Genomic DNA, 21118 nt, shown 5'->3' with positions numbered 1-21118 from the left:
GGCTCCATGAGTGACAAGCCCGGATACCGGCGCCCGCAAGCGGGCACTCAACCCGATTACCTGCACCCGGCCTACCAGTCGACGAACTTGCGTTCGCCGTCTCAGCCGTTGGTGTTTCTGCCGCATTCCTTGTCAGAGATCACAGGCCCCAGCATCGGCGCCGAACGCGTCAATGAGAAGGACAACGACCTGACTGCCCAGCACGAGGGTGAACCTCAGGGCGAGCGCATCATCATTCATGGCCGCGTGCTGGATGAAAACGGCCTGCCGGTGCCGGGCATTCTGGTGGAGATCTGGCAAGCCAACGCCGCCGGTCGCTACAACCACAAGCGCGACCTGCATGACGCGCCACTGGACCCGAACTTCACCGGCACCGGCCGCACCGTCACCGACGCGGATGGCTGGTACCAGTTCCAGACCATCAAGCCCGGCGCCTACCCGTGGGGCAACCACCACAACGCGTGGCGCCCGGCGCATATCCACTTTTCGCTGTTTGGCCCCAGCGTGCTGACGCGGCTGGTCACGCAGATGTACTTCCCCGGCGACCCATTGCTGGAGTACGACCCGATCTACAACTGCGTGCCGGACACCTCGGCCAAGCAGCGCTTGATCGCCAGCTTCGACCTGGAAAAAACCATTCCTTCCTATGCCCTCGGCTACCGCTGGGACATCGTCCTGCGCGGCCGCGACGCCACGCCGATGGAGAAATGAGATGAGCCTTTACGCAACCACGTCCCACACCGTCGGGCCGTATTACCACATTGGCCTGACCTGGCTGAACCGCGAAGACCTGACCGTGCCGGCCACCCTTGGCGAACGCGTGGCGATCAGCGGGCAAGTGGTGGACGGCAACGGTGATGTCGTCAACGACGCCATGCTTGAAGTCTGGCAAGCCAATGCTGCGGGCAAATACGATCACCCGGAAGATGACCAGGCCAAAGCCGTCGATCCCAACTTCGAAGGCTTTGGCCGAGTGCCGGTGGATGCCGAAGGGCGTTTTCGCTTTACCACGATCAAGCCGGGCAGCGTGCCAGGGCTTGCGGGTACGACCCAGGCGCCGCACCTGGTGGTGCTGGTGTTTGCGCGTGGGCTGGTGAAGCACTTGCTGACAAGGATTTATTTTGACGGTGAAGCGTTGAATGGCGATGACCCGTTGCTGGCGTGTGTGCCGGCTGAGCGTCGCGGCACCTTGATTGCCAAAGCGGATGCGGGCGGCGTGCATCAGTGGAATGTGATTTTGCAGGGCACAGATAAGGAAACGGTGTTCTTCGATTACTGAGGTGGCTTAAAACCTGTCGCAGGCAAGCCTGCTCCCACATTTAAAGGTGTCCCAATCAAAATGTGCGAGCGGGCTTGCCCGCGATGAGACCCTTCGAGGCGACAAGTATCCAAAAGTCTGCTTGCGGAACATGGTTGTTGCAAAGTATGTCTAGGCTATAACCGTTCCCACTGAGTGAAAAACACATGACAACAAAAACGATTCACTACACCGGAGAAGAACGCAGCAAGCGGATTTTTGCAATTGTCGGGGCCTCGTCCGGCAACCTTGTCGAATGGTTCGACTTCTACGTTTATGCCTTCTGCGCCATCTATTTTGCCCCGGCATTTTTTCCGTCGGAGAGCCCCACCGTACAACTGCTCAGCACCGCCGGCGTGTTCGCTGCCGGCTTCTTGATGCGCCCTATTGGCAGCTGGGTGTTCGGCAGTCTGGCCGACAAGCACGGCCGCAAGAATTCGATGATGATCGCGGTGCTGATGATGTGCGCCGGCTCGCTGGTTATTGCGTTTTTGCCGACCTACAAGGACATCGGCATCTGGGCGCCGATCCTGTTGTTGGTGGCGCGCCTGTTTCAAGGCTTATCGGTGGGCGGCGAGTACGGCACCACCGCCACCTACATGAGTGAGGTCGCCCTCAAGGGCCAGCGCGGGTTCTTTGCCTCGTTCCAGTACGTGACCTTGATCGGCGGGCAATTGCTCGCGGTACTGGTGGTGGTGATCCTGCAGCAATTTCTCAGCGAAGATGAACTGCGCGCCTGGGGCTGGCGGATTCCATTTGTGGTCGGTGCCGTCGCGGCGGTCATCTCCTTACTGCTGCGCCGTACCTTGAAAGAGACGACCACCAAGGAAATGCGCGAACACAAGGACGCCGGCAGCATCACCGCGCTGCTGCGCAATCACACCGCGGCCTTTATCACGGTGCTGGGTTACACCGCCGGCGGCTCGCTGATTTTCTACACGTTCACCACGTACATGCAGAAGTACCTGGTGAACACGGCCGGGATGCATGCCAAGACCGCCAGTTACATCATGACCGGCGCGCTGTTCCTCTACATGTGCATGCAGCCGTTGTTCGGGATGCTGGCGGACAAGATCGGCCGCCGCAATTCCATGCTGTGGTTCGGCGCCTTGGGCACGCTGTGCACCGTGCCGATCCTGCTGACCTTGAAAACCGTCAGCAGTCCGTTCCTGGCCTTTGTGCTGATCACCCTGGCCCTGGCGATTGTCAGCTTCTATACCTCCATCAGCGGCCTGGTCAAAGCCGAAATGTTCCCGCCCCAGGTACGTGCATTGGGCGTGGGCCTGGCGTACGCGGTGGCCAACGCGATTTTCGGCGGCTCGGCTGAAGTGGTCGCGCTGGGCCTGAAATCCATGGGCATGGAGAACGGCTTCTATTGGTACGTCACCGTGATGATGGCGATTGCTTTCCTGTTCAGCCTGCGCCTGCCCAAGCAGGCGGCGTATCTGCACCACGATCTGTAAGGAAGAGTTATGACACTGCGCACGAGCAATCAACTGTTCGACGCCTACTTCAGCGCTGACAGCATGGCCGATGTGTTCTGCGACCAGGGGCGTTTGCAGGGCATGCTGGACTTTGAAGCCGCGCTGGCCCGCGCCGAGGCCCAGGTCGGCTTGATTCCCCAGGCCGCCGTCGCGCCGATTGCCCAGGCGTGTCTGGCGTCTTTGTACGACGTGGATGCGCTCGGCGTGGCGATTGCCACGGCGGGCAATTCGGCGATTCCGTTGGTGAAAGCGCTGGGCAAGTTGATCGCCAGTGAAGACGCCGGCGCCGAACGTTATGTGCATCTGGGCGCGACCAGCCAGGATGTGATGGACACCGGCCTGGTCCTGCAACTGCGGCGCGCGCTGGCGTTGATCGACGCTGACCTGGTGCAATTGGGGGAGACGCTTGCCGTGCAGGCCCAGCGTTATGCGCGCGTGCCATTGGCCGGGCGCACCTGGTTGCAGCATGCGACACCGGTGACCCTGGGCATGAAAATCGCCGGTTGGCTGGGGGCGGTGACGCGCAGTCGTCAGCGTCTTGCCGAGCTCAAACCGCGCCTGCTGGTGCTGCAGTTTGGCGGCGCGTCCGGAACGCTGGCGGCGCTGGGTGAGCAGGCAATGCCGGTGGCCGAAGCCCTGGCTGCGCAGTTGCAATTGAATTTACCCGAGCAACCCTGGCACACCCACCGTGACCGGCTGGTGGAGTTCGCCAGTGTGCTCGGCCTGATCGCCGGCAGCCTGGGCAAAATGGGGCGTGATATCAGCCTGTTGATGCAGACCGAAGCGGCGGAAGTGTTCGAGCCCTCGGCGCCCGGCAAAGGTGGTTCATCGACCATGCCGCACAAGCGCAACCCGGTGGGCGCCGCCGTACTGATCAGCACGGCGACCCGCGTGCCGGGCCTGGTGGCGACGATGTTGAGCGCCATGCCTCAGGAACATGAGCGCAGCCTTGGCCTGTGGCATGCCGAATGGGAAACCCTGCCGGACATTTGCCGGTTGGTGTCCGGCGCATTGCAGCAGGCGCTGCTGGTGGCCGACGGGCTGGAGGTCGACCCTGAGCGCATGGCGCGCAACCTTGAGTTGACTCAGGGCCTGGTGCTGGCCGAAGCCGTCAGCAGCGTGCTTGCCCAGCGCCTGGGCCGGGAAACCGCGCACCATCTGTTGGAGCAATGCTGCAAACGCGCCGTTGCCGACGGGCGCCATCTGCGTGCAGTGCTGGCCGACGAACCGCAGGTCACCGCCGAGTTGTCAGCCGCTGAACTGGACCGCCTGCTCGACCCGGCCCACTACCTTGGGCAGGCGCACACGTGGGTCACCCGCGCGGTGGCCGATCATTTTGCCTTGACCGCGTAAGGAGACCGCTGTGCCATTTGTACAACTCGCCGAGGGCGAACTGCATTACCAACTGGACGGCCCGCTCGACGCGCCGGTGCTGGTGCTGTCCAACTCCCTGGGCACCGACCTGCATATGTGGGACATCCAGATCCCGGCCTTCACCGAGCATTTTCGCGTGGTGCGTTTCGACACCCGTGGCCACGGCAAGTCCTTGGTCACCGAGGGGCCGTACAGCATTGAGCAATTGGGCCACGACGTGATCGCGCTGTTGGATGCGCTGCAGATCCAGCGTGCGCATTTTTGCGGGCTGTCCATGGGCGGCCTGATCGGTCAGTGGCTGGGCATCCATGCCTGTGACCGTCTGCAGCGGCTGGTGGTGTGTAACACCGCGGCCAGGATCGGCACGCCGGATATATGGAACCCGCGTATCGAGATGGTCTTGCGCGATGGCCCGGCCGCCATGGTGGCACTGCGTGATGCGTCTATCGCCCGCTGGTTCACCGCCGATTTCGCCGCCGCCAACCCGCACCAGGCCAGGCAGATTACCGACATGCTCGCCGCTACGTCGCCCGAGGGTTACGCCGCCAATTGCGCCGCCGTGCGCGATGCGGATTTTCGCGAGCAACTGGCATCGATCAAGGTGCCGACCCTGGTGATTGCCGGGACCGAGGACGCAGTGACACCGCCGGCCGGCAGCCACTTTATCCAGAACCACGTGAAGGGCGCCGAGTACGCCGAGTTCTATGCGGCCCATCTGTCCAACGTCCAGGCCGGGGCTGATTTCAGTCACCGGGTGCTGAGGTTCTTGCTGGCTGAATAAACCGTGTGACGAGCGCGCTTGCCACCACCACCGGTGATCGAGCCGAGATCCAATTGAACCAGGAGCTTTTTTGTGGACGAGAAACACCGTTACGCCGCCGGCCTGCAAGTGCGCCGCGAAGTACTGGGCGACGCACATGTCGACCGCAGCCTGAATGCCCTGACCGAATTCAACAGCGAGTTCCAGGAAATGATCACCCGCCACGCCTGGGGTGATATCTGGACCCGCCCCGGTCTGCCGCGGCACACCCGCAGCCTGATCACCATCGCCATGCTGATCGGCATGAACCGCAGTGAAGAACTGAAACTGCACCTGCGCGCCGCTGCCAGCAACGGCGTGACCCGCGCCGAGATCAAGGAAGTGCTGATGCAAAGCGCGATCTATTGTGGGATTCCGGCGGCGAATGCGACCTTCCACCTCGCCGAGTCGGTATGGGATGAGCTCGGCGTGGAGTCGCGCCAGGACTGAACTGAAACACGGTCAAAAAGGTGGGAGCGGGCTTGCCCGCGAATGCGGTGGATCAGTTAAAGATAAATTGACTGACCCACCGCATTCGCGAGCAAGCCCGCTCCCACATGGGTTTCAGTGGGAATCCGCATCCCATACCCAGTTCCACACCCCCGGCAGGTGTACCACTTCATTCACATCCTTGACCGTGCGCGCCAGCGCCGCGCGTTCCAGCACGGCGCGGTCGGTGTAGAACGGCTCGGCCGCAGTCTTCATGCCGTTGATCCGAGCGCTGTCCATCAGGATCTGCAAGTACTCCTGCAGGTGCCGCGCGGTGTAGCGGTTGATGTCATGGAAGGTCACCACCACCGGTATCACGCCGTCCACTGTCGGTAACTCGCCCAGCGCGATGCGCTCGCGCACCACCGACAGCTGCCGATACAAATTCGCCCGGCGCCGTGGGCTGCCGTTGAAGCCCCAGATCTTGCCGTCATTGGCACTCAGGTCGGTCAGCAATACGTGCATGCCGTGGCGCTGGTAGGCGGCGAAAGTGCGCTTGTCGTAGTTCCAGAAGGGCGGGCGTACCAGCGCGGGTGAGGCGCCGGTGATGGCGGCGATATCGGCCGCGCCCTGGCTGAGGGTGCTTTCAAGCTCGGCGTCGCTCAACCAGCGGTGGTTGGTGTGAAACCCGGTGGCGGTGTGGAAGGCCAGCACGTGACCCGCCGCGTATTCACGCAGCATGGTCTTGCGGCCCCGCGGGCTGCCGCCTGAGCGGGAGGCTTCGGTCTGCAGGAAGAACACCGCCTTGATACCCGGCAATACCGGGTTATTCGCCAGGTCAGCCACCACCGAGCGGCTCGGGTTGTTGTAGCCCGAGGCGCTGGGGCCGTCATCAAAGGTCAGCAGGAAACGGATCGGCGCCTGGGCTTGCAGGCGTTGTTCGGTCTGCGGCGTCAGCGCGATAGGCGCGCCGATGCAGCCGGTGAGCAGAATCGACAGAATGACAATCAGGTATTTCATGGCGGCCTGGGTTCAGAGCTGGTCATCAGTGTCGTTGAGTCCCTGTGCCGGGTGATGGGCGCGTGCACGATACAGCATGAGCGCGGCTGTCATCAGCGGTAAATCGTGCCGCCTGTCTTGAAGGGGCGGGCTGGCTTCACGCGTAAGGGGTTCGGGGCGTCGCCGCCATTGCCTTGTGCATGACCCACGCGGCTGCCAAGACGGATATGGTCATTGCCGTGCGCGCGTGAGTTTTGAGGTATTGGCGGGGAACGTTCCCGCTCCCATTCAGGCAACTTGCTAGAAAACAGCCGCAACCAATCAAGGCGCGGCTGCCATTCGCACTGACGGACGCCTACAGCAGGCTGATCGGGTAACTGACGATCAAGCGGTTCTCGTCGAACTCATTGTTGCTGTAGTCGCGGCGCATGCTGGAGTTGCGCCAACGCACGTTCAAATCCTTGAGGGCGCCGCTTTGCACGGTGTAGCCCAGTTCGCTCTCACGGCCCCACTCCTTGCCGTCGGTGATGGCCCCGGTGTGCACGTTGCTGCCGCTGATATAGCGGTTCATCAGGGTCAGGCCCGGGAGGCCGAGGACGACAAAGTTGAAATCGTGGCGCACCTGCCAGGATTTTTCCTGGGCGTTGTCGTAGCTGGCGTTGTAGCTGTCGTTGGCCAGGGTGCCGCCGCTGGTACCGTTGACGCGCATCCACGCGCTGTTGCCGGTGAGTTTTTGCAGGCCGACGTAGAAGGTGTTGCCACCGTAACGCGCAGAAAACAGGCCGGACCAGGTCTTGTTGTCCAGCTCTCCCGCGCGGGCGCTGCCGTCATCCTTGCCGTAGAAGAACCCGAGGTTGGCGCCCAGGGTCCAGTCACCCACGGGCTGGCTGTGGATCAGGTTGACGTACTGCTGGCGGTAGATGTCCTTGAGCTGGGCATTCCATATGCCGATCTGGGTGCGTTTGTCGTTGAACGCATATTCGCCGCCCTGGAAGTTGAAACGGTCGGAGGTGAAGGCGGTTTTACCGGACATCGACATGTCCGTCATGCTGCTGTCATCGCGCGGGCTGTTGGCGCGGAACTGACCGCCGTAGAGCGTGAGGCCGTCGATTTCCTTGGAGGTGATCTGCCCGCCGCGCAGGGTTTGCGGCAGGGAGCGGCCGTCGTCGGCGCGCAGGATCGGCAGCACCGGCATCCACTCGCCGACCTTCAGTTCGGTCTTGGAAAGCCGCGCCTTGAACGCCACTCCCAGGCGTCCGAAGTTATCGGCCGGGCGGCCGTCGTGGTCCAGCGGCAACAGCTGGGTGCCACCGGTGCCGCGCCCGCCATCAAGCTTTTGTGAGTACAGCCCCAGCACATCCATACCCAAACCCAGCGTGCCCTGGGTGAAGCCGGAACGGGCGTCGAGAATGAAACTTTGCGTCCATTCCTGCGCGCCGCCCTGGGCTTTGGTCGGGTTGGTGTAATTGCGGTTGAAGAAGAAATTGCGCAGGTTGAGGTTGGCGCTGGCGTCTTCGAGAAAGCCGTGCTCTTCGGCGACGACAGGGAGTGCAAGACTGGCGACAGCGGTCGCCAGCCACAGCTGGCGCGGTTGGAAAATGCTCATGGTGTTGGACCTGTTGTTATTGGGGTTATGCAGGTGCCGGCCATGGTGCTTGGCGGTGTGGACGTGATGAAAGTGGGGCAGGGCGGGTTGTGGGCGATGATCGAACGCAAGTTGGCGGGCATGCCTGCATCGGCTGCCCGCCCTTGGGAAAGTTACAGTCGAGATTCAACCAGGCGGGTCAACGGAAAGGCAGGCAGGTACAGCTGGAACGCGAGCGTCAGTACCACCATGACCACCAGAAACACCAGTTGCCAGGGGCTCCAGTAACTCCAATGCAGGCCGCTGATCCACGGCCATTTGGCATTGAAGGATTCGTCGACCGTGCCCATGCGCCGGTGGCTGAACAAGTGGATCAGGATCATGCCCAAGTAAGTCACTATGCCCATCACGCCGAGCAAAAAGCCGAACATCACCAGCATCCCCACTTGCGGAATACCGTGGCGCAGGACCAACCAGTATTGGCGTGGGTTGAAGCGTTGGGGCAACAGCCTCTCGCTCAGCCATAGGTCGGCAACGAGGAATCGCGAGGTGATGGCGGCCCAGCCCTGAGTGAGGCGTATGGCGACGACGGTCGGCAGGAAGGTCATCAACATGAAGATGAAGAGTTCGAGCGGCACCGGGCCTTTTTTCAGGTGAATGGAGGCCACGCACGTGGCAATGGCCAGCCCGCCCCACACCCTGCCCCAGGTTTGTCCGGAGACCGGGCGCGGCAAAAATTTTCGCCAAAAAAATACATCGGGTTGCGGCAGGCGCTCCAGTAACGACGGATAGCGCCAGGCAAACTTTTGCGACAGTTGCTGGCACGCGTTCCACTGATCATCACCAAACTGGGACACCAAACGGAGCTGTTCGGCAGTCGGCATCCGCGTCAGCAGCAAGCGTGCGGGCAAGGTGTCGGGTGCGTTGCGCGGGCCGTTGTGGGCTTTTTCCAACAGGGTGTCGTAGAAACTCTCCTGTTCGCAGCGTTCAACCAGGCCCCGCCACATCCACTCGGGCTCGGGGTGCAGGCCTTTCTGGTCATCCCAGCCAAAGACCTGGCAGACGCGCTCAAACAACGGCACGCTCCACGTGGTGTCGTGGAGCAATTGCAGGACGATGCGCTGCCATTGTTGTTGCAGGTCGAACACGCGCAGCCAGGGTTGCTGGTTGTAGGCTTTAAGCAGGTTGACGAACTCGCGCTCGGCCTTTTGCTCCAGCTGTTCCTGCAGCGCCTGGCGATACGCCTGCAGCAGCTCGCCGCTTAGCGCCTCATGTTGCCAGGGGCTCATCGCCACACGTTGCCAAGGCGTCAGCCATTCCAAGTGCTGCACCGCCCAGGCGGCAATTGCCGCACGCTCACCGGGGGCATCGAAACAGTGGCGCAGCAGAGCTGCCTGGAACGCATCGGCGCAGAGTTGATGCTGGGCCTGTTCCCAGCGCTCGTCGAGGGTGTGAGCGCCCAGCCCGTTGATCAGCGCTTGCGCGCGCGTCTGCTCGGGCGGCAGGTCGAACAGGGCAGGGCTGACGAGGCGAGTATCGTCAAATTGCGCGTATTCATGCGGGTTGCCGTCGGCCAGTTCGGCCACTGGCGCGTCGATGACTTCGACCTCTTCGTCCTCATGCTCGGCCCGCCAGCGCGCGATATGCAGCGCTTGTTCGTAAGCCTCACGCAGGCGCTGGAAACCCTGGGCGTCGTCGTCCGGGCGGCAGCTTTTGAGCAGCCGCGCGTAAGCACGCTTGATGGTGCGCTCGTCGGCATCGTCCGCCAGTTGCAACACTGTCCAACAGTCCATGTCGTTCTCTCTCAGCGCCAGAACCCGTTGTCGAGTTGCTCAAGTTGGCGGGTAAGTTCGCTGCGGGCCTCACGGATGCGGCGTTCGTCCTGGGTGTCGAGCACTTGCTGGAACTGCGCGGCCCAGTGCCCGAGTTGTTCGCGCAACTCGCCGAGGTTTTCCTGGTAGAGCCGTTCGAGACGGGCGGTCAACACGGTGTTGACCTGCTGGTCGCGCGGGTGAATCTTCAACAGCGCCAGGGCTTGCAGGCGTTGCTGGATCTCCTGCGGGCTAAGCACGCCGGGGTTGTTCTCGATCACCAGTGAATGCTGCTCGCCGGTCAGCGGAATGTTCACCTGGGCTTCGAGCAAGCCGTTGTTGTCGTAGGTGAAGCGCACGTCCAGCGAGACCTCGCCGGCCTTGCGCTTGGGCACGGGAATTTCCAACTGGCCCAGTTCGATGTTGTCTTTCACCAGACGGCTTTCGCCTTGGTAGATTTTCAACAGCACGCGGGTCTGGTCGTCGTGGAGGGTGACCACACTCTTAACCCGGCTGACCGGCACGCTGCTGTTGCGCTCGATCAGCGGCAGGTAATGCCCGCTTTCGATATGGCCGCCATATTGGTTCGAGGTTTCGATGCCCAGGGTGTACGGGCAGACGTCGGTCAGCACGATCTCTTCCAGCGCTGCCGAACGGGCCTTGAGCGCAGCCTGAATCGCCGCGCCGTGGGCGACCACCTGGTCTGGATCGAGGCTGATGGACGGGAAGCGCCCGAACAAGCCAGCGGCCAGTTTGCGCACCAGCGGCATGCGCGTGGTGCCGCCGACCAGCAGGATTTCATCCAGATCGCCGACCCGAATCCGCGCATCGCGCAGGGCGCGCTCAATCGGCGCGCGCAGGCGCTCCAGCAAGGGTGTGTAGAGCTTGGCGAGTTCAGCCTGGGTGAGGGTTGTGGCCCATTGCTGGCCGTCAACGCGCAGGGCGAACTCGGCGCTGTCGTCCTGGCCCAAGGCTTTGCGCACCCGCTCGGCTTCGCGGCGCAGGGCTTGCAGCACCGTGCTGGTGGGCGGGAAGCCCTGGGCATTGCGCTGGCTGTCGACGAAGTGTTCGAGCAATAAGGTGTCGAAATCTTCGCCGCCCAGGAAGTTGTCGCCGGCGCTGGCGCGCACTTCCATCACGCCGTCGAACAGCTCGATGATCGACACGTCAAAAGTGCCGCCGCCGAGGTCGAACACCAGGAACGAGGTTTCCTTGTCACGCTGGTGCAGGCCGTAAGCCAGGGCAGCGGCGGTGGGTTCGTTGATGAGTTTTTCAACGTTGAGCCCGGCCAGTTCACCGGCGATGCGCGTGGCCTTGCGTTGGCCGTCGCTGAAGTAGGCGGGCACGCTGATCACGGCTTCGGTGACGGTCTGGCCGTAGGTGCGCTCGATGTCTTCTTTCAGGCTTTTGAGCACCAGCGCCGAGAGTTCTTCGGGGCGGAACGAGCGGTCGCCCAGGCGCACTTCGGTGGCACTGCCCATGTAGCGCTTGAACAGCGAGGTGGTCAGGTGCGGGTGGGTGTGCAGGCGTTCCTTGGCGGCTTGGCCCACCAGGATGCGGCCTTGGTCATCCAGGCCGACCACACTCGGGGTCAGCAACTGGCCAAGGGCATTGGGCACCATTTCGGTAGCGTCACCGCGCCAGACGGCGGCCAGGCTGTTGGTTGTGCCCAGGTCGATTCCTACGATCATTACGACAAGCTCCCTTTGTGGTCTGTAAGAATCTGTAACCAATTTTACCCTGAAAGGTTCCGCAGAAAGCAAGGCAAGCCCGTTTCCTGTAGTGAGCGGGCGGGTTGTGGCGAGCGGGCTTGCCCCGCGTTGGGTGGCGAAGCCGCCCCAATTCAGGCGCCGCGCAGTGCCCGGTGGAAATTGGGCGACTGGTTCGGGGCCGCTTCGCGCCCCAACGCGGGGCAAGCCCGCTCGCCACGAGGAGAGGAGGGTTATCACCAGGCATAAAAAAACCGCTTCCGGTGAGGGAAGCGGTTTTATCTACAACAGCACGATTAGAACAACTTCAGTGCCGGTGCTTCTTCTTTCACAGGCTCGTTCTTCGCGGTCTGCTCGTTCCAGCCACCACCGAGGGCCTTGTACAGGTTGACCTCGCTGTTGAGCTGCGCCAGACGGTCGGTGATCAGCGATTGCTGGGCACTGAACAGCTGGCGCTGGGCGTCGAGGAACGTCAGGTTGCTGTCGACACCAATGCGGTAGCGACGCTCGGCCAGGCGGTAGTAATCCTGGTTGGCCGCGACGAAGCCACGCTGGGCGTCCAGTTGCTGCTTGTAAGTCGCACGCGCGGCGAGGCCGTCGGAGACTTCCTGGAAGCCGGTCTGGATGGCCTTCTCGTAGTTGGCCACGTTGATCTCTTTCTGGATCTTCGAGTAGTCCAGGCTTGCGCGCAGGCTACCGGCGTTGAAGATCGGGATGTTGATCTGCGGCGCAAATGACCAGGTGCCCGAACCGCCCTTGAACAGGCCGCCCAGGGTTGGGCTGGCAGTACCGGCACTGGCGGTGAGGCTGATGCTCGGGAAGAACGCTGCACGCGCCGCGCCGATGTTGGCGTTGGCGGCCTTGAGGTTGTACTCGGCCTGCACAATGTCGGGACGACGTTGCAGCAGGTCCGATGGCAACCCGGCTGGCACTTCGCTGAGCAGGTCATCCGATAGCGGCCTGCTGGCGATATTGGCCGGCAAACCGGTGCCGAGCAGCAGGGTCAGGCTGTTTTCGTCCTGGGCCACCTGGCGTGTATAGCGCGCCAGTTGCACACGCGCGTTTTCCACCGAGGTGCGCGCCTGGCTGAGGTCGAGGGCCGAGGCCACGCCGACTTCGTTGCTGCGCGAGGTCAGCTTGTAGCTCTGCTCGAATGCACCGAGGGTGTCCTGGGTCAGCTTGAGCAGTTCCTTGTCGGCCTGCCAGGTCAGGTAGGCGTTGGCCACACTGGCCACCAGGCTGATCTGGGTGCTGCGCCGCGCTTCTTCAGTGGCGAAGTACTTTTGCAGTGCTTCTTCGCTGAGGCTGCGCACGCGGCCGAACAGGTCCAGCTCATAGGAACTGATCCCCAGGCCCGCCGAGTACTGGCTGGTGATGCCCGCTTCGCCGGTCTGCGACAGCTTGGCCGGCGTACGCGTGCGGCTGCCGCTGCCAGTGGCCGAGATGGCCGGGAACAGGTCGGCACGCTGGATCTGGTACTGCGCCGCATAGGCGTCGATGTTCAGGGCCGCGACACGCAGGTCACGGTTGTTGACCAGCGCGGTCTGGATCAGCTGCTGCAGGGCAGGGTCATGGAAAAACTGCTTCCAGCCTTGCTCGGCAGCGGCCTGGCCCGGCGCCTGGGCCGACGAATACGCCGGCCCCTGCGGGTACTGCGCTGCCACCGGCGCTTCGGGGCGCTGGTAGTCAGGTATCAGCGAGCAGCCACTGAGCACGAATGCCGTGACGGCTAGGGAAAGTAGCGACTTGCTCATTGGCCAGCCTCTTTAGGAGTTTCAGTAGTGTCCGTCTTTTTGTTGCGCTCGCCAGCAGACGACACGGTTGCAAAGAACAGTGGCACCCAGAAGATCGCCAGGACGGTGGCGGTGATCATACCGCCAATTACGCCGGTACCGATCGCGTGCTGGCTGCCTGAGCCGGCACCGGTGGAAATCGCCAGGGGCAGTACGCCGAGCATGAACGCCATGGACGTCATGATGATCGGCCGCAGACGCATGCGAGAGGCTTCGATGGCCGACTCGACAATACCTTTGCCCTGCTCGTGAAGCTCTTTGGCGAACTCCACGATCAGGATGGCGTTTTTCGCCGCCAGGCCCACCGTCACCAACAGGCCTACCTGGAAGAACACGTCGTTGGACAGCCCGCGCATGCTGGTGGCGATCAACGCACCGATCACACCCAGCGGCACCACCAGAATCACCGCAATCGGGATCGACCAGCTTTCGTACAGCGCTGCCAGACAGAGGAACACCACCAGCAGCGACAGGGCGTACAGCGCAGGTGCCTGGGAGCCGGACAGGCGTTCTTCATACGACAGGCCGGTCCACGCATAACCGACACCCGCCGGCAGGTCCTTGGCAATGCGCTCGACTTCTGTCATCGCATCGCCGGTACTGTAGCCAGGCGCCGGAGTACCGAGGATTTCCATCGCGGCTACACCGTTGTAGCGCGAGAGCTTCGGCGAACCGTAGATCCACTTGCCCGACGAGATGGCCGACATTGGCACCATCTTCCCGGAGGTGCTGCGCACGAACCATTTATCCAGGTCTTCCGGGGACATCCGGCTGAAAGCATCGCCCTGCACATACACTTTCTTCACGCGACCACGGTCGATGAAGTCGTTGACGTAGCTGCCACCCAGGGCGATGGCCAAGGTCTGCTGAATGTCTGACAGGCTGATGCCCAGTGCGCTGGCCTTCTCGTCGTCGACGCTGAGCTCGTACTGCGGTTCATCGTTCACGCCGTTGGGACGCACACCTGCCAGGATCTTGCTTTGTGCCGCTGCACCCAGGAACTGGTTGCGCGCAGCCATCAGCTTGTCGTGACCGACGCCGCCCTGGTCTTGCAGGAATACGTCGAAACCGGTGGCGTTACCCAACTCCAGAACCGAAGGCGGCACGATGGCATACACCATGGCGTCCTTGAACGTCTGAGAGAAGTAAGTCTGGGCGCGCTTGGCAATTTCGAATACCGAGTTGGATGCGTCGCGCTCCTCCCATGACTTGAGCATCACGAAGGCCAGGCCAGAGCTTTGGCCACGGCCCGCAAAGTTGAAGCCGTTTACGGTAAACACCGATTTTACGCCTTTGCCTTCGCCTGGCTCGCCTTCCTTGTCGTTCAGCAGGTAGGCACGCATGTCGTCAATGACGGTTTGCGTGCGCTCCGCCGAAGAACCGACCGGCGTCTGTACCTGAGCGAAGATCACGCCCTGGTCTTCATCGGGCAGGAACGCGGCGGGGATGCGCATGAACAGCCAGATCATGCCGGCCAGGATCAGCGCATAGACCAGGAACGCCGGAATCTTGTGCTTGATCATGTTGCCGACGCCGCGTTCGTAGCTCAGTACGCCACGGTCGAACGTGCGGTTGAACCAGCCGAAGAAACCGCGCTTGGGTTGGCCGTGCTTTTCCGGGTCGATCGGCTTGAGCATGGTTGCGCACAAGGCCGGGGTGAAGATCAGGGCAACCAGTACCGACAACGCCATCGCCGAAACAATGGTGATGGAGAACTGTTTGTAGATCACACCGGTGGAACCGCCGAAGAATGCCATCGGCAGCAGTACTGCGGACAACACCAGGGCAATACCCACCAGGGCGCCCTGGATCTGGCCCATGGACTTGACCGTCGCCTCTTTAGGCGACAAGTGCTCCTCGGCCATCACTCGTTCGACGTTTTCCACCACCACGATGGCATCGTCCACCAGCAAGCCGATGGCCAGGATCATGCCGAACATGGTCAGGGTGTTGATGGTGAAACCGAACGCAGCGAGGATCCCGAAGGTACCCAGCAATACCACCGGTACGGTCATGGTGGTGATGATGGTGGCGCGGAAGTTCTGCAGGAACAGGAACATCACCAGGAACACCAGCACGATCGCTTCGACCAGGGTGTCAACCACACCGGAGATCGATTCGGTCACCACCGGGGTAGTGTCATACGGCACCACCGCCTTCATGCCTGGCGGGAAGAACGGTTCCAGGGACGCCACGGTGGCGCGGATAGCCTTGCCGGTGTCCAGAGCGTTAGCACCGGCCGCCAGCTTGATCGCCATGCCGGATGCCGGTTTGCCGTTGAACTGTGCCGCGATGCTGTAGTTCTGACCGCCCAGCTCGATACGGGCGACATCCTTCAGGCGTACCTGTGAGCCGTCGGTATTGACCTTCATCAGGATATTGCCGAACTGCTCTGCAGACTGCAGGCGGGTCTTGCCGATGATGGTTGCGTTCAACTGGGTGCCGGGCACGGCAGGCAAGCCGCCGAGTTGGCCGGTAGCCACCTGCACGTTCTGTGCGGAGATCGCGGTGCTGACATCCACTGGCGTGAGCTGATAGTTGTTCAACTTGGCCGGGTCGAGCCAGATGCGCATGGCGTACTGCGAGCCGAACACCTGGAAGTCACCTACACCGGCGGTCCGCGAAATCGGGTCCTGGATGTTGGACACGATGTAGTTGGACAGGTCGTCCTTGGTCATGCTGCCGTCTTCCGACACCAGACCGATTACCATCAGGAAGTTCTTCACCGACTTGGTTACGCGGATACCCTGCTGCTGCACTTCTTGCGGCAGCAGTGGGGTCGCCAGGTTCAGCTTGTTCTGCACCTGAACCTGGGCGATATCCGGGTTGGTACCCTGGTTGAACGTCACGGTGATGGTCATGCTGCCGTCGGAGTTACTGTCCGAGGAAACATAACGCAGGTTGTCGATACCGTTGAGCTGTTGCTCGATCACCTGCACCACGGTGTCCTGCACGGTTTGTGCGGACGCGCCTGGGTAGGTCACCTGGATGTCGATGGCGGTCGGCGCAATGGCCGGGTATTGGTTGATGGGCAACTTCAGGATCGACAGTGCCCCGACCAGCATGATCACCAGGGCAATTACCCAGGCGAAAATGGGACGGTCGATAAAAAATTTCGACATGGATTACTCCCCTTTACCAGCATCGGCAGCAGGCGCTGCGGCAGTGCCGGCGGGTTTGGCGTTGTCTGCGTCCTTGACCTTGACTTCGATGCCCGGCTTGATGAATTGCAGGCCTTCGGTGATCACGCGGTCACCGGCGTCGAGGCCTTTTTCCACCAGCCAGTAGGCGCCGGCAGTACGGTTGGCGACCAGCTGACGTTGCTCGACCTTGTTGTCCTTGTTCACGATCAGCGCAGTCGGGATGCCCTTGAGGTCACGGGTCACGCCTTGCTGCGGGGCCAGTATGGCCTTGCTGTTCACACCGGCTTGCAGCTGGGCGTGGACGAACATGCCCGGCAGCAGGGTGTGATCAGGGTTCGGGAACACGGCGCGCAGGGTCACGGAACCGGTGGTCTGGTCGACCGACACTTCAGAGAATTCCAGCTTGCCGTCCTGGCCATAGGCGCTGCCATCTTCCAGGGTCAGCTTGACCTTGGCGGCATTTTCGCCGGCTTTTTCCAGCTGGCCGCTTTCCAGGTCACGGCGCAGTTTCAGCATTTCAGCCGAAGACTGCGTGACGTCGACATAGATCGGGTCCAGTTGCTGGATGACGGCCATGGCATCGGCCTGGCCATTGCTGACCAGTGCGCCTTCGGTGACCGAAGAACGGCCAATACGCCCGGAGATCGGCGCGAACACTTTGGTGTAGCGCACGTTGATCTGGGCGGTTTGAACGTTTGCTTCGGCAGTCATGCGGTTAGCGACGGCAGTGTCGTATTCCTGACGGCTGACGGCTTGCTCATCGACCAACTGCTTGTAGCGGTCGGTGATGGACTTGGTCTGGGTCAGGCTGGCTTGTGCGCTTTTCAGGGTCGCGTCATACACCGATGGGTCGATCTGGTAGAGCTGTTGCCCTTCCTTCACGTCGGCGCCTTCCTTGAACAGGCGCTTGAGAATGATGCCGTTGACCTGAGGCCGAACTTCCGCAATGCGGAAGGCGGTGGTGCGCCCCGGCAATTCGGAGGTCAGGGTAAAGGCTTGCGGTTGAATGGTGACCACGCCGACCTGAGGGGTTTGAGCGGGCGGAGCCGCTTCTTCCTTTTTACATCCGCTGAGCAGCGATGCCAGGGCGACGGCAGTGACCAGAGCGGTAACAGCTGGCTTAAGTTGCATGAAGATCCTCGGGTCAGGCGCGCAGAATGCGCACAAGAAGTGTGGAAGGGTAAAAAACAAGCTGTGAGTAGATAAGTAGCTTGCTACGCAATATACTTACGTTCATGGTTGTTTGTAAACTCTTGACAGGCTTCGCGGAATGCTGACAAAGCAGGTCCAAAAGCCTCGATTTTAGTACGTTCGGCGCCCATGACGGTGTCGTCCCACAATTATTTAGATGATCGTTACCGCCTATTAAAGCTGCGTTACCGATAGTCCCAAGTGTTCTGATTGAGGTTTTACTGCCATGGTTCGTCGCACCAAAGAGGAAGCTCAGGAAACGCGCAGCCAGATTCTCGAAGCCGCCGAACAGGCCTTTTATGAGCGCGGCGTTGCGCGCACTACGCTGGCGGATATCGCGGCGCTGGCCGGTGTGACGCGCGGTGCCATCTACTGGCATTTCAGCAACAAGTCCGATTTGCTCCAGGCACTGCTGGACACGCTGCACGAGCCCCTGGACGAACTGGCCCGGGCGAGTGAAAGCGAAGATGAAGTCGATCCGCTTGGCTGTATGCGCAAGCTGTTGATTCATTTGTTTCATCAGGTGGCCCTGGACCCGAAAACCCGGCGCATTAATGAGATTTTGTTTCATAAGTGCGAGTTCACCGATGAAATGTGTGACATGCGCCGCCAGCGCCAGACCCATAGCCTGGAATGCAATCTGCGTATCGGCCTGACATTGCGTAATGCGGTCAATCGCGGGCAGCTTCCGGAAAATCTCGACACCACCCGTGGTGCGGTGTGCATTCATGCCTACATCAATGGGCTGATTGGCCAATGGCTTCTGGTGCCCGACAGCTTTCAGTTGCATCAAGAGGCCGAGCGCTGGGTTGATGCAGGGCTGGACATGCTGCGCCTGAGCCCCAGCCTGCGCAATTAAGACAAAATGCGTAATTGCGTCCAGTTGTGTCAACAGCAAAGACGAGCGACAGTCGATCGTCCTTGCGCCTGAAAGGTGGGGTGACTTTATATACGGGCTGGCGGCCGGTTGATAGGTAGCCGCCTAAGTATTTTGTAGCAATATTGTTGCAAGCCTGTGAAGGAATGTTTCTAAAGCTGGCGCAAATCAACATGTTGGGGCGGCTTGGGTGGGAACCGGGCTTGCCCGCGATGCAGACACCTCGGTACGCCAGAGGCACCGCAGCGATGCTATCGCAGGCAAGCCAGCTCCCATACAAGCCAGCTGCCACATTCAATCTCCGGTATTCCTGCGCGCAGTAAAAAGCCCCGGTTCCTGCGAACCGGGGCTTTTGCGTTTCAGACGATCAAAGCGCCAGGGTTGGGTAGTCGATGTAGCCGACCGGGCCCTTGGCGTAGAAGGTTTCCGGGTGCGCTTCGTTCAGCGGCGCGTCGGCCTTCAGGCGAGCCGGCAGGTCCGGGTTGGCAATAAACGGTACGCCAAAGGCCACCGCGTCTGCCTTGCCCGAGGCCAGCCAGGCATTGGCGCTGTCCTTGGTGAAGCGTTCGTTGGCAATGTACGGGCCACCGAAGGCTTTTTTCAGCTGTGGACCGAGGCTGTCGCCGGCTTCTTTTTCACGCGAGCAGATGAACGCGATGCCACGCTTGCCCAGTTCGCTGGCGACGTAGGTGAAGGTTTCGGCCAGGTTGTCGTCGCCCATGTCATGGGAGTCGGCACGCGGCGCCAGATGCACACCCACGCGGCCGGCGCCCCAGACGTCGATGGCGGCGTCGGTCACTTCCAGCAGCAGGCGCGCACGGTTTTCCAGGGAACCGCCGTAGTTGTCGGTGCGCTTGTTGGTGCTGCTTTGCAGGAACTGGTCGAGCAGGTAACCGTTGGCGCCGTGGATTTCCACGCCGTCAAAGCCTGCGGCCTTGGCGTTTTCGGCGCCGACGCGGTAAGCGTCAACGATATCGGCGATTTCAGCGGTTTCCAGCGCACGAGGCGTCGGGTAGTCGGCCAGCGGACGCACCAGGCTCACGTGGCCCTTAGGCTGGATCGCGCTGGGTGCCACCGGGGTTTCGCCGTTCAGGTACGACTCGTGGGAGATGCGGCCGACGTGCCACAGTTGCAGGAAGATCTTGCCGCCCGCGCCGTGCACGGCCTTGGTCACATTGGCCCAGCCGCGTACCTGGTCGTTGGACCAGATGCCCGGAGTGTCCGGGTAGCCCACGCCCAGCGGCGTCACGGAGGTAGCTTCGCTGAGGATCAGCCCGGCGGACGCGCGTTGCACGTAGTACTCGGCCATCAGCGCGTTGGGTACGCGGCCTTCATCGGCACGGCAGCGGGTCAGCGGCGCCATGATGATGCGGTTGGACAATTGCAGGTCGCCCAGTTTGATCGGATCGAAAATAGTCGTCATGGGATAACACCCTTCTGTTTAAGTGGATTGATCAGTTGGTCGCAGGGGCCAGGTCGGCATCGCCGCTCTGACGGAAAGTAATCAGGGTCACCAGCAGGGCCAGAATCGCCAGGGCCGCAGCCGCCAATGGCACGCTGGTCAGGCCGAAACCATGGGCAATCACACTGCCGCCGACCCAGGCGCCGAGGGCATTGCCGATGTTGAAGGCGCCGATATTCAGGGTGGACACCAAATTCGGTGCGGCCTTGCCGAAGGTCACCACGTTGATCTGCAGCGCCGGTACGGCGGCGAACGAGGCGGTGGCCCACAGGAACAGGGTGATTTCAGTCGGGATCACCGCGACGCTGGTCCAGGTCAGCACCGTGGACACCACCGCCATGCTGATGAACACACCGATCAAGGTGGCCGCCAGGCGTTTGTCCGCCAGCTTGCCACCGATGATGTTGCCCACGGTGAGGCCCAGGCCGATCAGCAGCAGGGTCCAGGTCACGCCTTTGGGTGACACGCCGGTGACGTCGCCCAGCAGCGGCGCGACGTAGGTGAAGAGGGTGAACATGGAGGCGGCGAACAGCGCGGTCATGGTCAGCGACAACCAGATGCCGGCACCTTTGAGGGCGGCCAGTTCGGCACGCATGTCGAGTTTTTCTTCGTCACGCTTGGCCGGCAGAAAGCGGATCAGGCCGATCAGCGCCACAACGCCGATTACCGTCACGGCCCAGAAGGTCGAGCGCCAGCCGGCTTCCTGGCCCAGCGCGGTACCCAGCGGCACTCCAAGCACATTGGCCAGGGTCAAGCCGGTAAACATCAAGGCGACCGCGGATGCTCGTTTGTTGGCCGGCACCAGGTTGGCGGCGACCACCGAGCCGATACCAAAGAACGCACCGTGGCACAGCGCGGTGACCACGCGGGCAAACATCAGCACGTTGTAGTCACTGGCCAGGGCGCAGAGCAGGTTGCCGACAATAAAGATGCCCATCAACGCTACGAGGGCGGCCTTGCGTGGCAGCCTGGCGGTGGCCAGCGCCATGAAGGGGGCGCCGATGGCCACGCCCAAGGCGTAGCCGGTGACCAGCCAGCCGGCGCCGGGAATCGACACGCCCAGGTCCGCCGCCACATCGGGCAGCAAGCCCATGATGACGAACTCGGTGGTGCCGATGGCGAAGGCGCTCAGGGCCAGTATGAGTAGCGAGAGGGGCATTTGCGT

The 21118-nt window shown here is 61.8% G+C and carries 16 protein-coding genes; 7 read left to right on the top strand and 9 right to left on the bottom strand.

The window, feature by feature from the left end; translation table 11 throughout:
• Positions 1–6 precede the first annotated feature (6 nt).
• The 6 genes from pcaH to pcaC all read left to right on the top strand — a co-directional run bounded on the left by pcaH (position 7) and on the right by pcaC (position 5404).
• Positions 7–711: a protocatechuate 3,4-dioxygenase subunit beta gene (gene pcaH / locus ACP7B3_RS15375; protein ID WP_145162748.1), complete on the top strand. Its 705-nt coding sequence runs from the start codon at positions 7–9 to the stop codon at positions 709–711.
• A 1-nt stretch (position 712) separates the two neighbouring features.
• Positions 713–1279 (top strand): protocatechuate 3,4-dioxygenase subunit alpha, encoded by a 567-nt coding sequence (gene pcaG / locus ACP7B3_RS15370; RefSeq protein WP_145162751.1) that lies wholly within the window; start codon positions 713–715, stop codon positions 1277–1279.
• Between the two features lie 185 nt (positions 1280–1464).
• On the top strand, positions 1465–2760 hold the full coding sequence (locus ACP7B3_RS15365; RefSeq protein WP_145162753.1) for an MFS family transporter: 1296 nt from the start codon (positions 1465–1467) through the stop codon (positions 2758–2760).
• Positions 2761–2769: 9 nt separating this feature from the next.
• Positions 2770–4134, top strand: a complete 1365-nt coding sequence (locus tag ACP7B3_RS15360; protein ID WP_426179501.1) for a 3-carboxy-cis,cis-muconate cycloisomerase — start codon at positions 2770–2772, stop codon at positions 4132–4134.
• A 10-nt stretch (positions 4135–4144) separates the two neighbouring features.
• Positions 4145–4936 carry a 3-oxoadipate enol-lactonase gene (pcaD, locus tag ACP7B3_RS15355; protein WP_426179499.1) on the top strand — a complete coding sequence of 264 codons (792 nt, stop codon included), beginning with the start codon at positions 4145–4147 and terminating at the stop codon, positions 4934–4936.
• 72 nt (positions 4937–5008) lie between these two features.
• Positions 5009–5404 carry a 4-carboxymuconolactone decarboxylase gene (pcaC, locus tag ACP7B3_RS15350; RefSeq protein WP_242194196.1) on the top strand — a complete coding sequence of 132 codons (396 nt, stop codon included), beginning with the start codon at positions 5009–5011 and terminating at the stop codon, positions 5402–5404.
• Between the two features lie 114 nt (positions 5405–5518).
• Here pcaC and ACP7B3_RS15345 read toward each other — a convergent pair whose 3' ends face one another.
• The 7 genes from ACP7B3_RS15345 to ACP7B3_RS15315 all read right to left on the bottom strand — a co-directional run bounded on the left by ACP7B3_RS15345 (position 5519) and on the right by ACP7B3_RS15315 (position 17554).
• Complete coding sequence (locus ACP7B3_RS15345) at positions 5519–6403, bottom strand: polysaccharide deacetylase family protein (RefSeq protein ID WP_242194194.1); 885 nt, start codon at positions 6401–6403, stop codon at positions 5519–5521.
• A 334-nt stretch (positions 6404–6737) separates the two neighbouring features.
• A complete protein-coding gene (locus tag ACP7B3_RS15340) occupies positions 6738–7988 on the bottom strand; it encodes an OprD family porin (protein ID WP_242194192.1) in 1251 nt (416 codons plus the stop codon).
• A gap of 152 nt (positions 7989–8140) precedes the next feature.
• A complete protein-coding gene (locus ACP7B3_RS15335) occupies positions 8141–9760 on the bottom strand; it encodes a J domain-containing protein (RefSeq protein ID WP_426179496.1) in 1620 nt (539 codons plus the stop codon).
• An 11-nt stretch (positions 9761–9771) separates the two neighbouring features.
• Positions 9772–11469 (bottom strand): molecular chaperone HscC, encoded by a 1698-nt coding sequence (locus ACP7B3_RS15330; protein ID WP_242194187.1) that lies wholly within the window; start codon positions 11467–11469, stop codon positions 9772–9774.
• A 314-nt stretch (positions 11470–11783) separates the two neighbouring features.
• Complete coding sequence (gene adeC, locus ACP7B3_RS15325) at positions 11784–13241, bottom strand: AdeC/AdeK/OprM family multidrug efflux complex outer membrane factor (RefSeq protein WP_426179494.1); 1458 nt, start codon at positions 13239–13241, stop codon at positions 11784–11786.
• On the bottom strand, positions 13238–16402 hold the full coding sequence (locus tag ACP7B3_RS15320) for an efflux RND transporter permease subunit (RefSeq protein WP_262209278.1): 3165 nt from the start codon (positions 16400–16402) through the stop codon (positions 13238–13240). The genes adeC and ACP7B3_RS15320 overlap by 4 nt, the downstream gene beginning before the upstream one ends.
• Positions 16403–16405: 3 nt before the next feature.
• Positions 16406–17554, bottom strand: a complete 1149-nt coding sequence (locus ACP7B3_RS15315; RefSeq protein WP_119738874.1) for an efflux RND transporter periplasmic adaptor subunit — start codon at positions 17552–17554, stop codon at positions 16406–16408.
• A gap of 286 nt (positions 17555–17840) precedes the next feature.
• Between ACP7B3_RS15315 and ACP7B3_RS15310 the strand changes: the two genes are divergently transcribed.
• The gene (locus ACP7B3_RS15310) at positions 17841–18473 is read left to right on the top strand and encodes a TetR family transcriptional regulator (RefSeq protein WP_426179492.1); all 633 of its coding nucleotides are present in this window, start codon (positions 17841–17843) and stop codon (positions 18471–18473) included.
• A gap of 385 nt (positions 18474–18858) precedes the next feature.
• Here ACP7B3_RS15310 and ACP7B3_RS15305 read toward each other — a convergent pair whose 3' ends face one another.
• Positions 18859–19914 (bottom strand): alkene reductase, encoded by a 1056-nt coding sequence (locus ACP7B3_RS15305; protein WP_145162774.1) that lies wholly within the window; start codon positions 19912–19914, stop codon positions 18859–18861.
• Positions 19915–19945: 31 nt separating this feature from the next.
• On the bottom strand, positions 19946–21112 hold the full coding sequence (locus ACP7B3_RS15300; protein WP_262209281.1) for an MFS transporter: 1167 nt from the start codon (positions 21110–21112) through the stop codon (positions 19946–19948).
• Positions 21113–21118 lie beyond the last annotated feature (6 nt).

The organism is Pseudomonas sp. TWRC1-2 (assembly GCF_049896685.1).
Taxonomy (GTDB): Bacteria; Pseudomonadota; Gammaproteobacteria; order Pseudomonadales; family Pseudomonadaceae; genus Aquipseudomonas.
Note: the sequence above shows the minus strand (reverse complement) of the source record. Positions and strands in the feature narration are given on the sequence as shown.

What these genes read in the sequence shown, in the direction of transcription:
- ACP7B3_RS15305 (WP_145162774.1), bottom strand. Translation starts at nt 19,914, where the DNA reads ATGACGACTATTTTCGATCCGATCAAACTGGGCGACCTGCAATTGTCC.
- pcaH (WP_145162748.1), top strand. Translation starts at nt 7, where the DNA reads ATGAGTGACAAGCCCGGATACCGGCGCCCGCAAGCGGGCACTCAACCC.
- ACP7B3_RS15320 (WP_262209278.1), bottom strand. Translation starts at nt 16,402, where the DNA reads ATGTCGAAATTTTTTATCGACCGTCCCATTTTCGCCTGGGTAATTGCC.
- ACP7B3_RS15360 (WP_426179501.1), top strand. Translation starts at nt 2,770, where the DNA reads ATGACACTGCGCACGAGCAATCAACTGTTCGACGCCTACTTCAGCGCT.
- ACP7B3_RS15315 (WP_119738874.1), bottom strand. Translation starts at nt 17,554, where the DNA reads ATGCAACTTAAGCCAGCTGTTACCGCTCTGGTCACTGCCGTCGCCCTG.
- ACP7B3_RS15335 (WP_426179496.1), bottom strand. Translation starts at nt 9,760, where the DNA reads ATGGACTGTTGGACAGTGTTGCAACTGGCGGACGATGCCGACGAGCGC.
- adeC (WP_426179494.1), bottom strand. Translation starts at nt 13,241, where the DNA reads ATGAGCAAGTCGCTACTTTCCCTAGCCGTCACGGCATTCGTGCTCAGT.
- ACP7B3_RS15330 (WP_242194187.1), bottom strand. Translation starts at nt 11,469, where the DNA reads ATGATCGTAGGAATCGACCTGGGCACAACCAACAGCCTGGCCGCCGTC.
- ACP7B3_RS15345 (WP_242194194.1), bottom strand. Translation starts at nt 6,403, where the DNA reads ATGAAATACCTGATTGTCATTCTGTCGATTCTGCTCACCGGCTGCATC.
- ACP7B3_RS15365 (WP_145162753.1), top strand. Translation starts at nt 1,465, where the DNA reads ATGACAACAAAAACGATTCACTACACCGGAGAAGAACGCAGCAAGCGG.
- ACP7B3_RS15340 (WP_242194192.1), bottom strand. Translation starts at nt 7,988, where the DNA reads ATGAGCATTTTCCAACCGCGCCAGCTGTGGCTGGCGACCGCTGTCGCC.
- ACP7B3_RS15310 (WP_426179492.1), top strand. Translation starts at nt 17,841, where the DNA reads ATGGTTCGTCGCACCAAAGAGGAAGCTCAGGAAACGCGCAGCCAGATT.
- pcaG (WP_145162751.1), top strand. Translation starts at nt 713, where the DNA reads ATGAGCCTTTACGCAACCACGTCCCACACCGTCGGGCCGTATTACCAC.
- ACP7B3_RS15300 (WP_262209281.1), bottom strand. Translation starts at nt 21,112, where the DNA reads ATGCCCCTCTCGCTACTCATACTGGCCCTGAGCGCCTTCGCCATCGGC.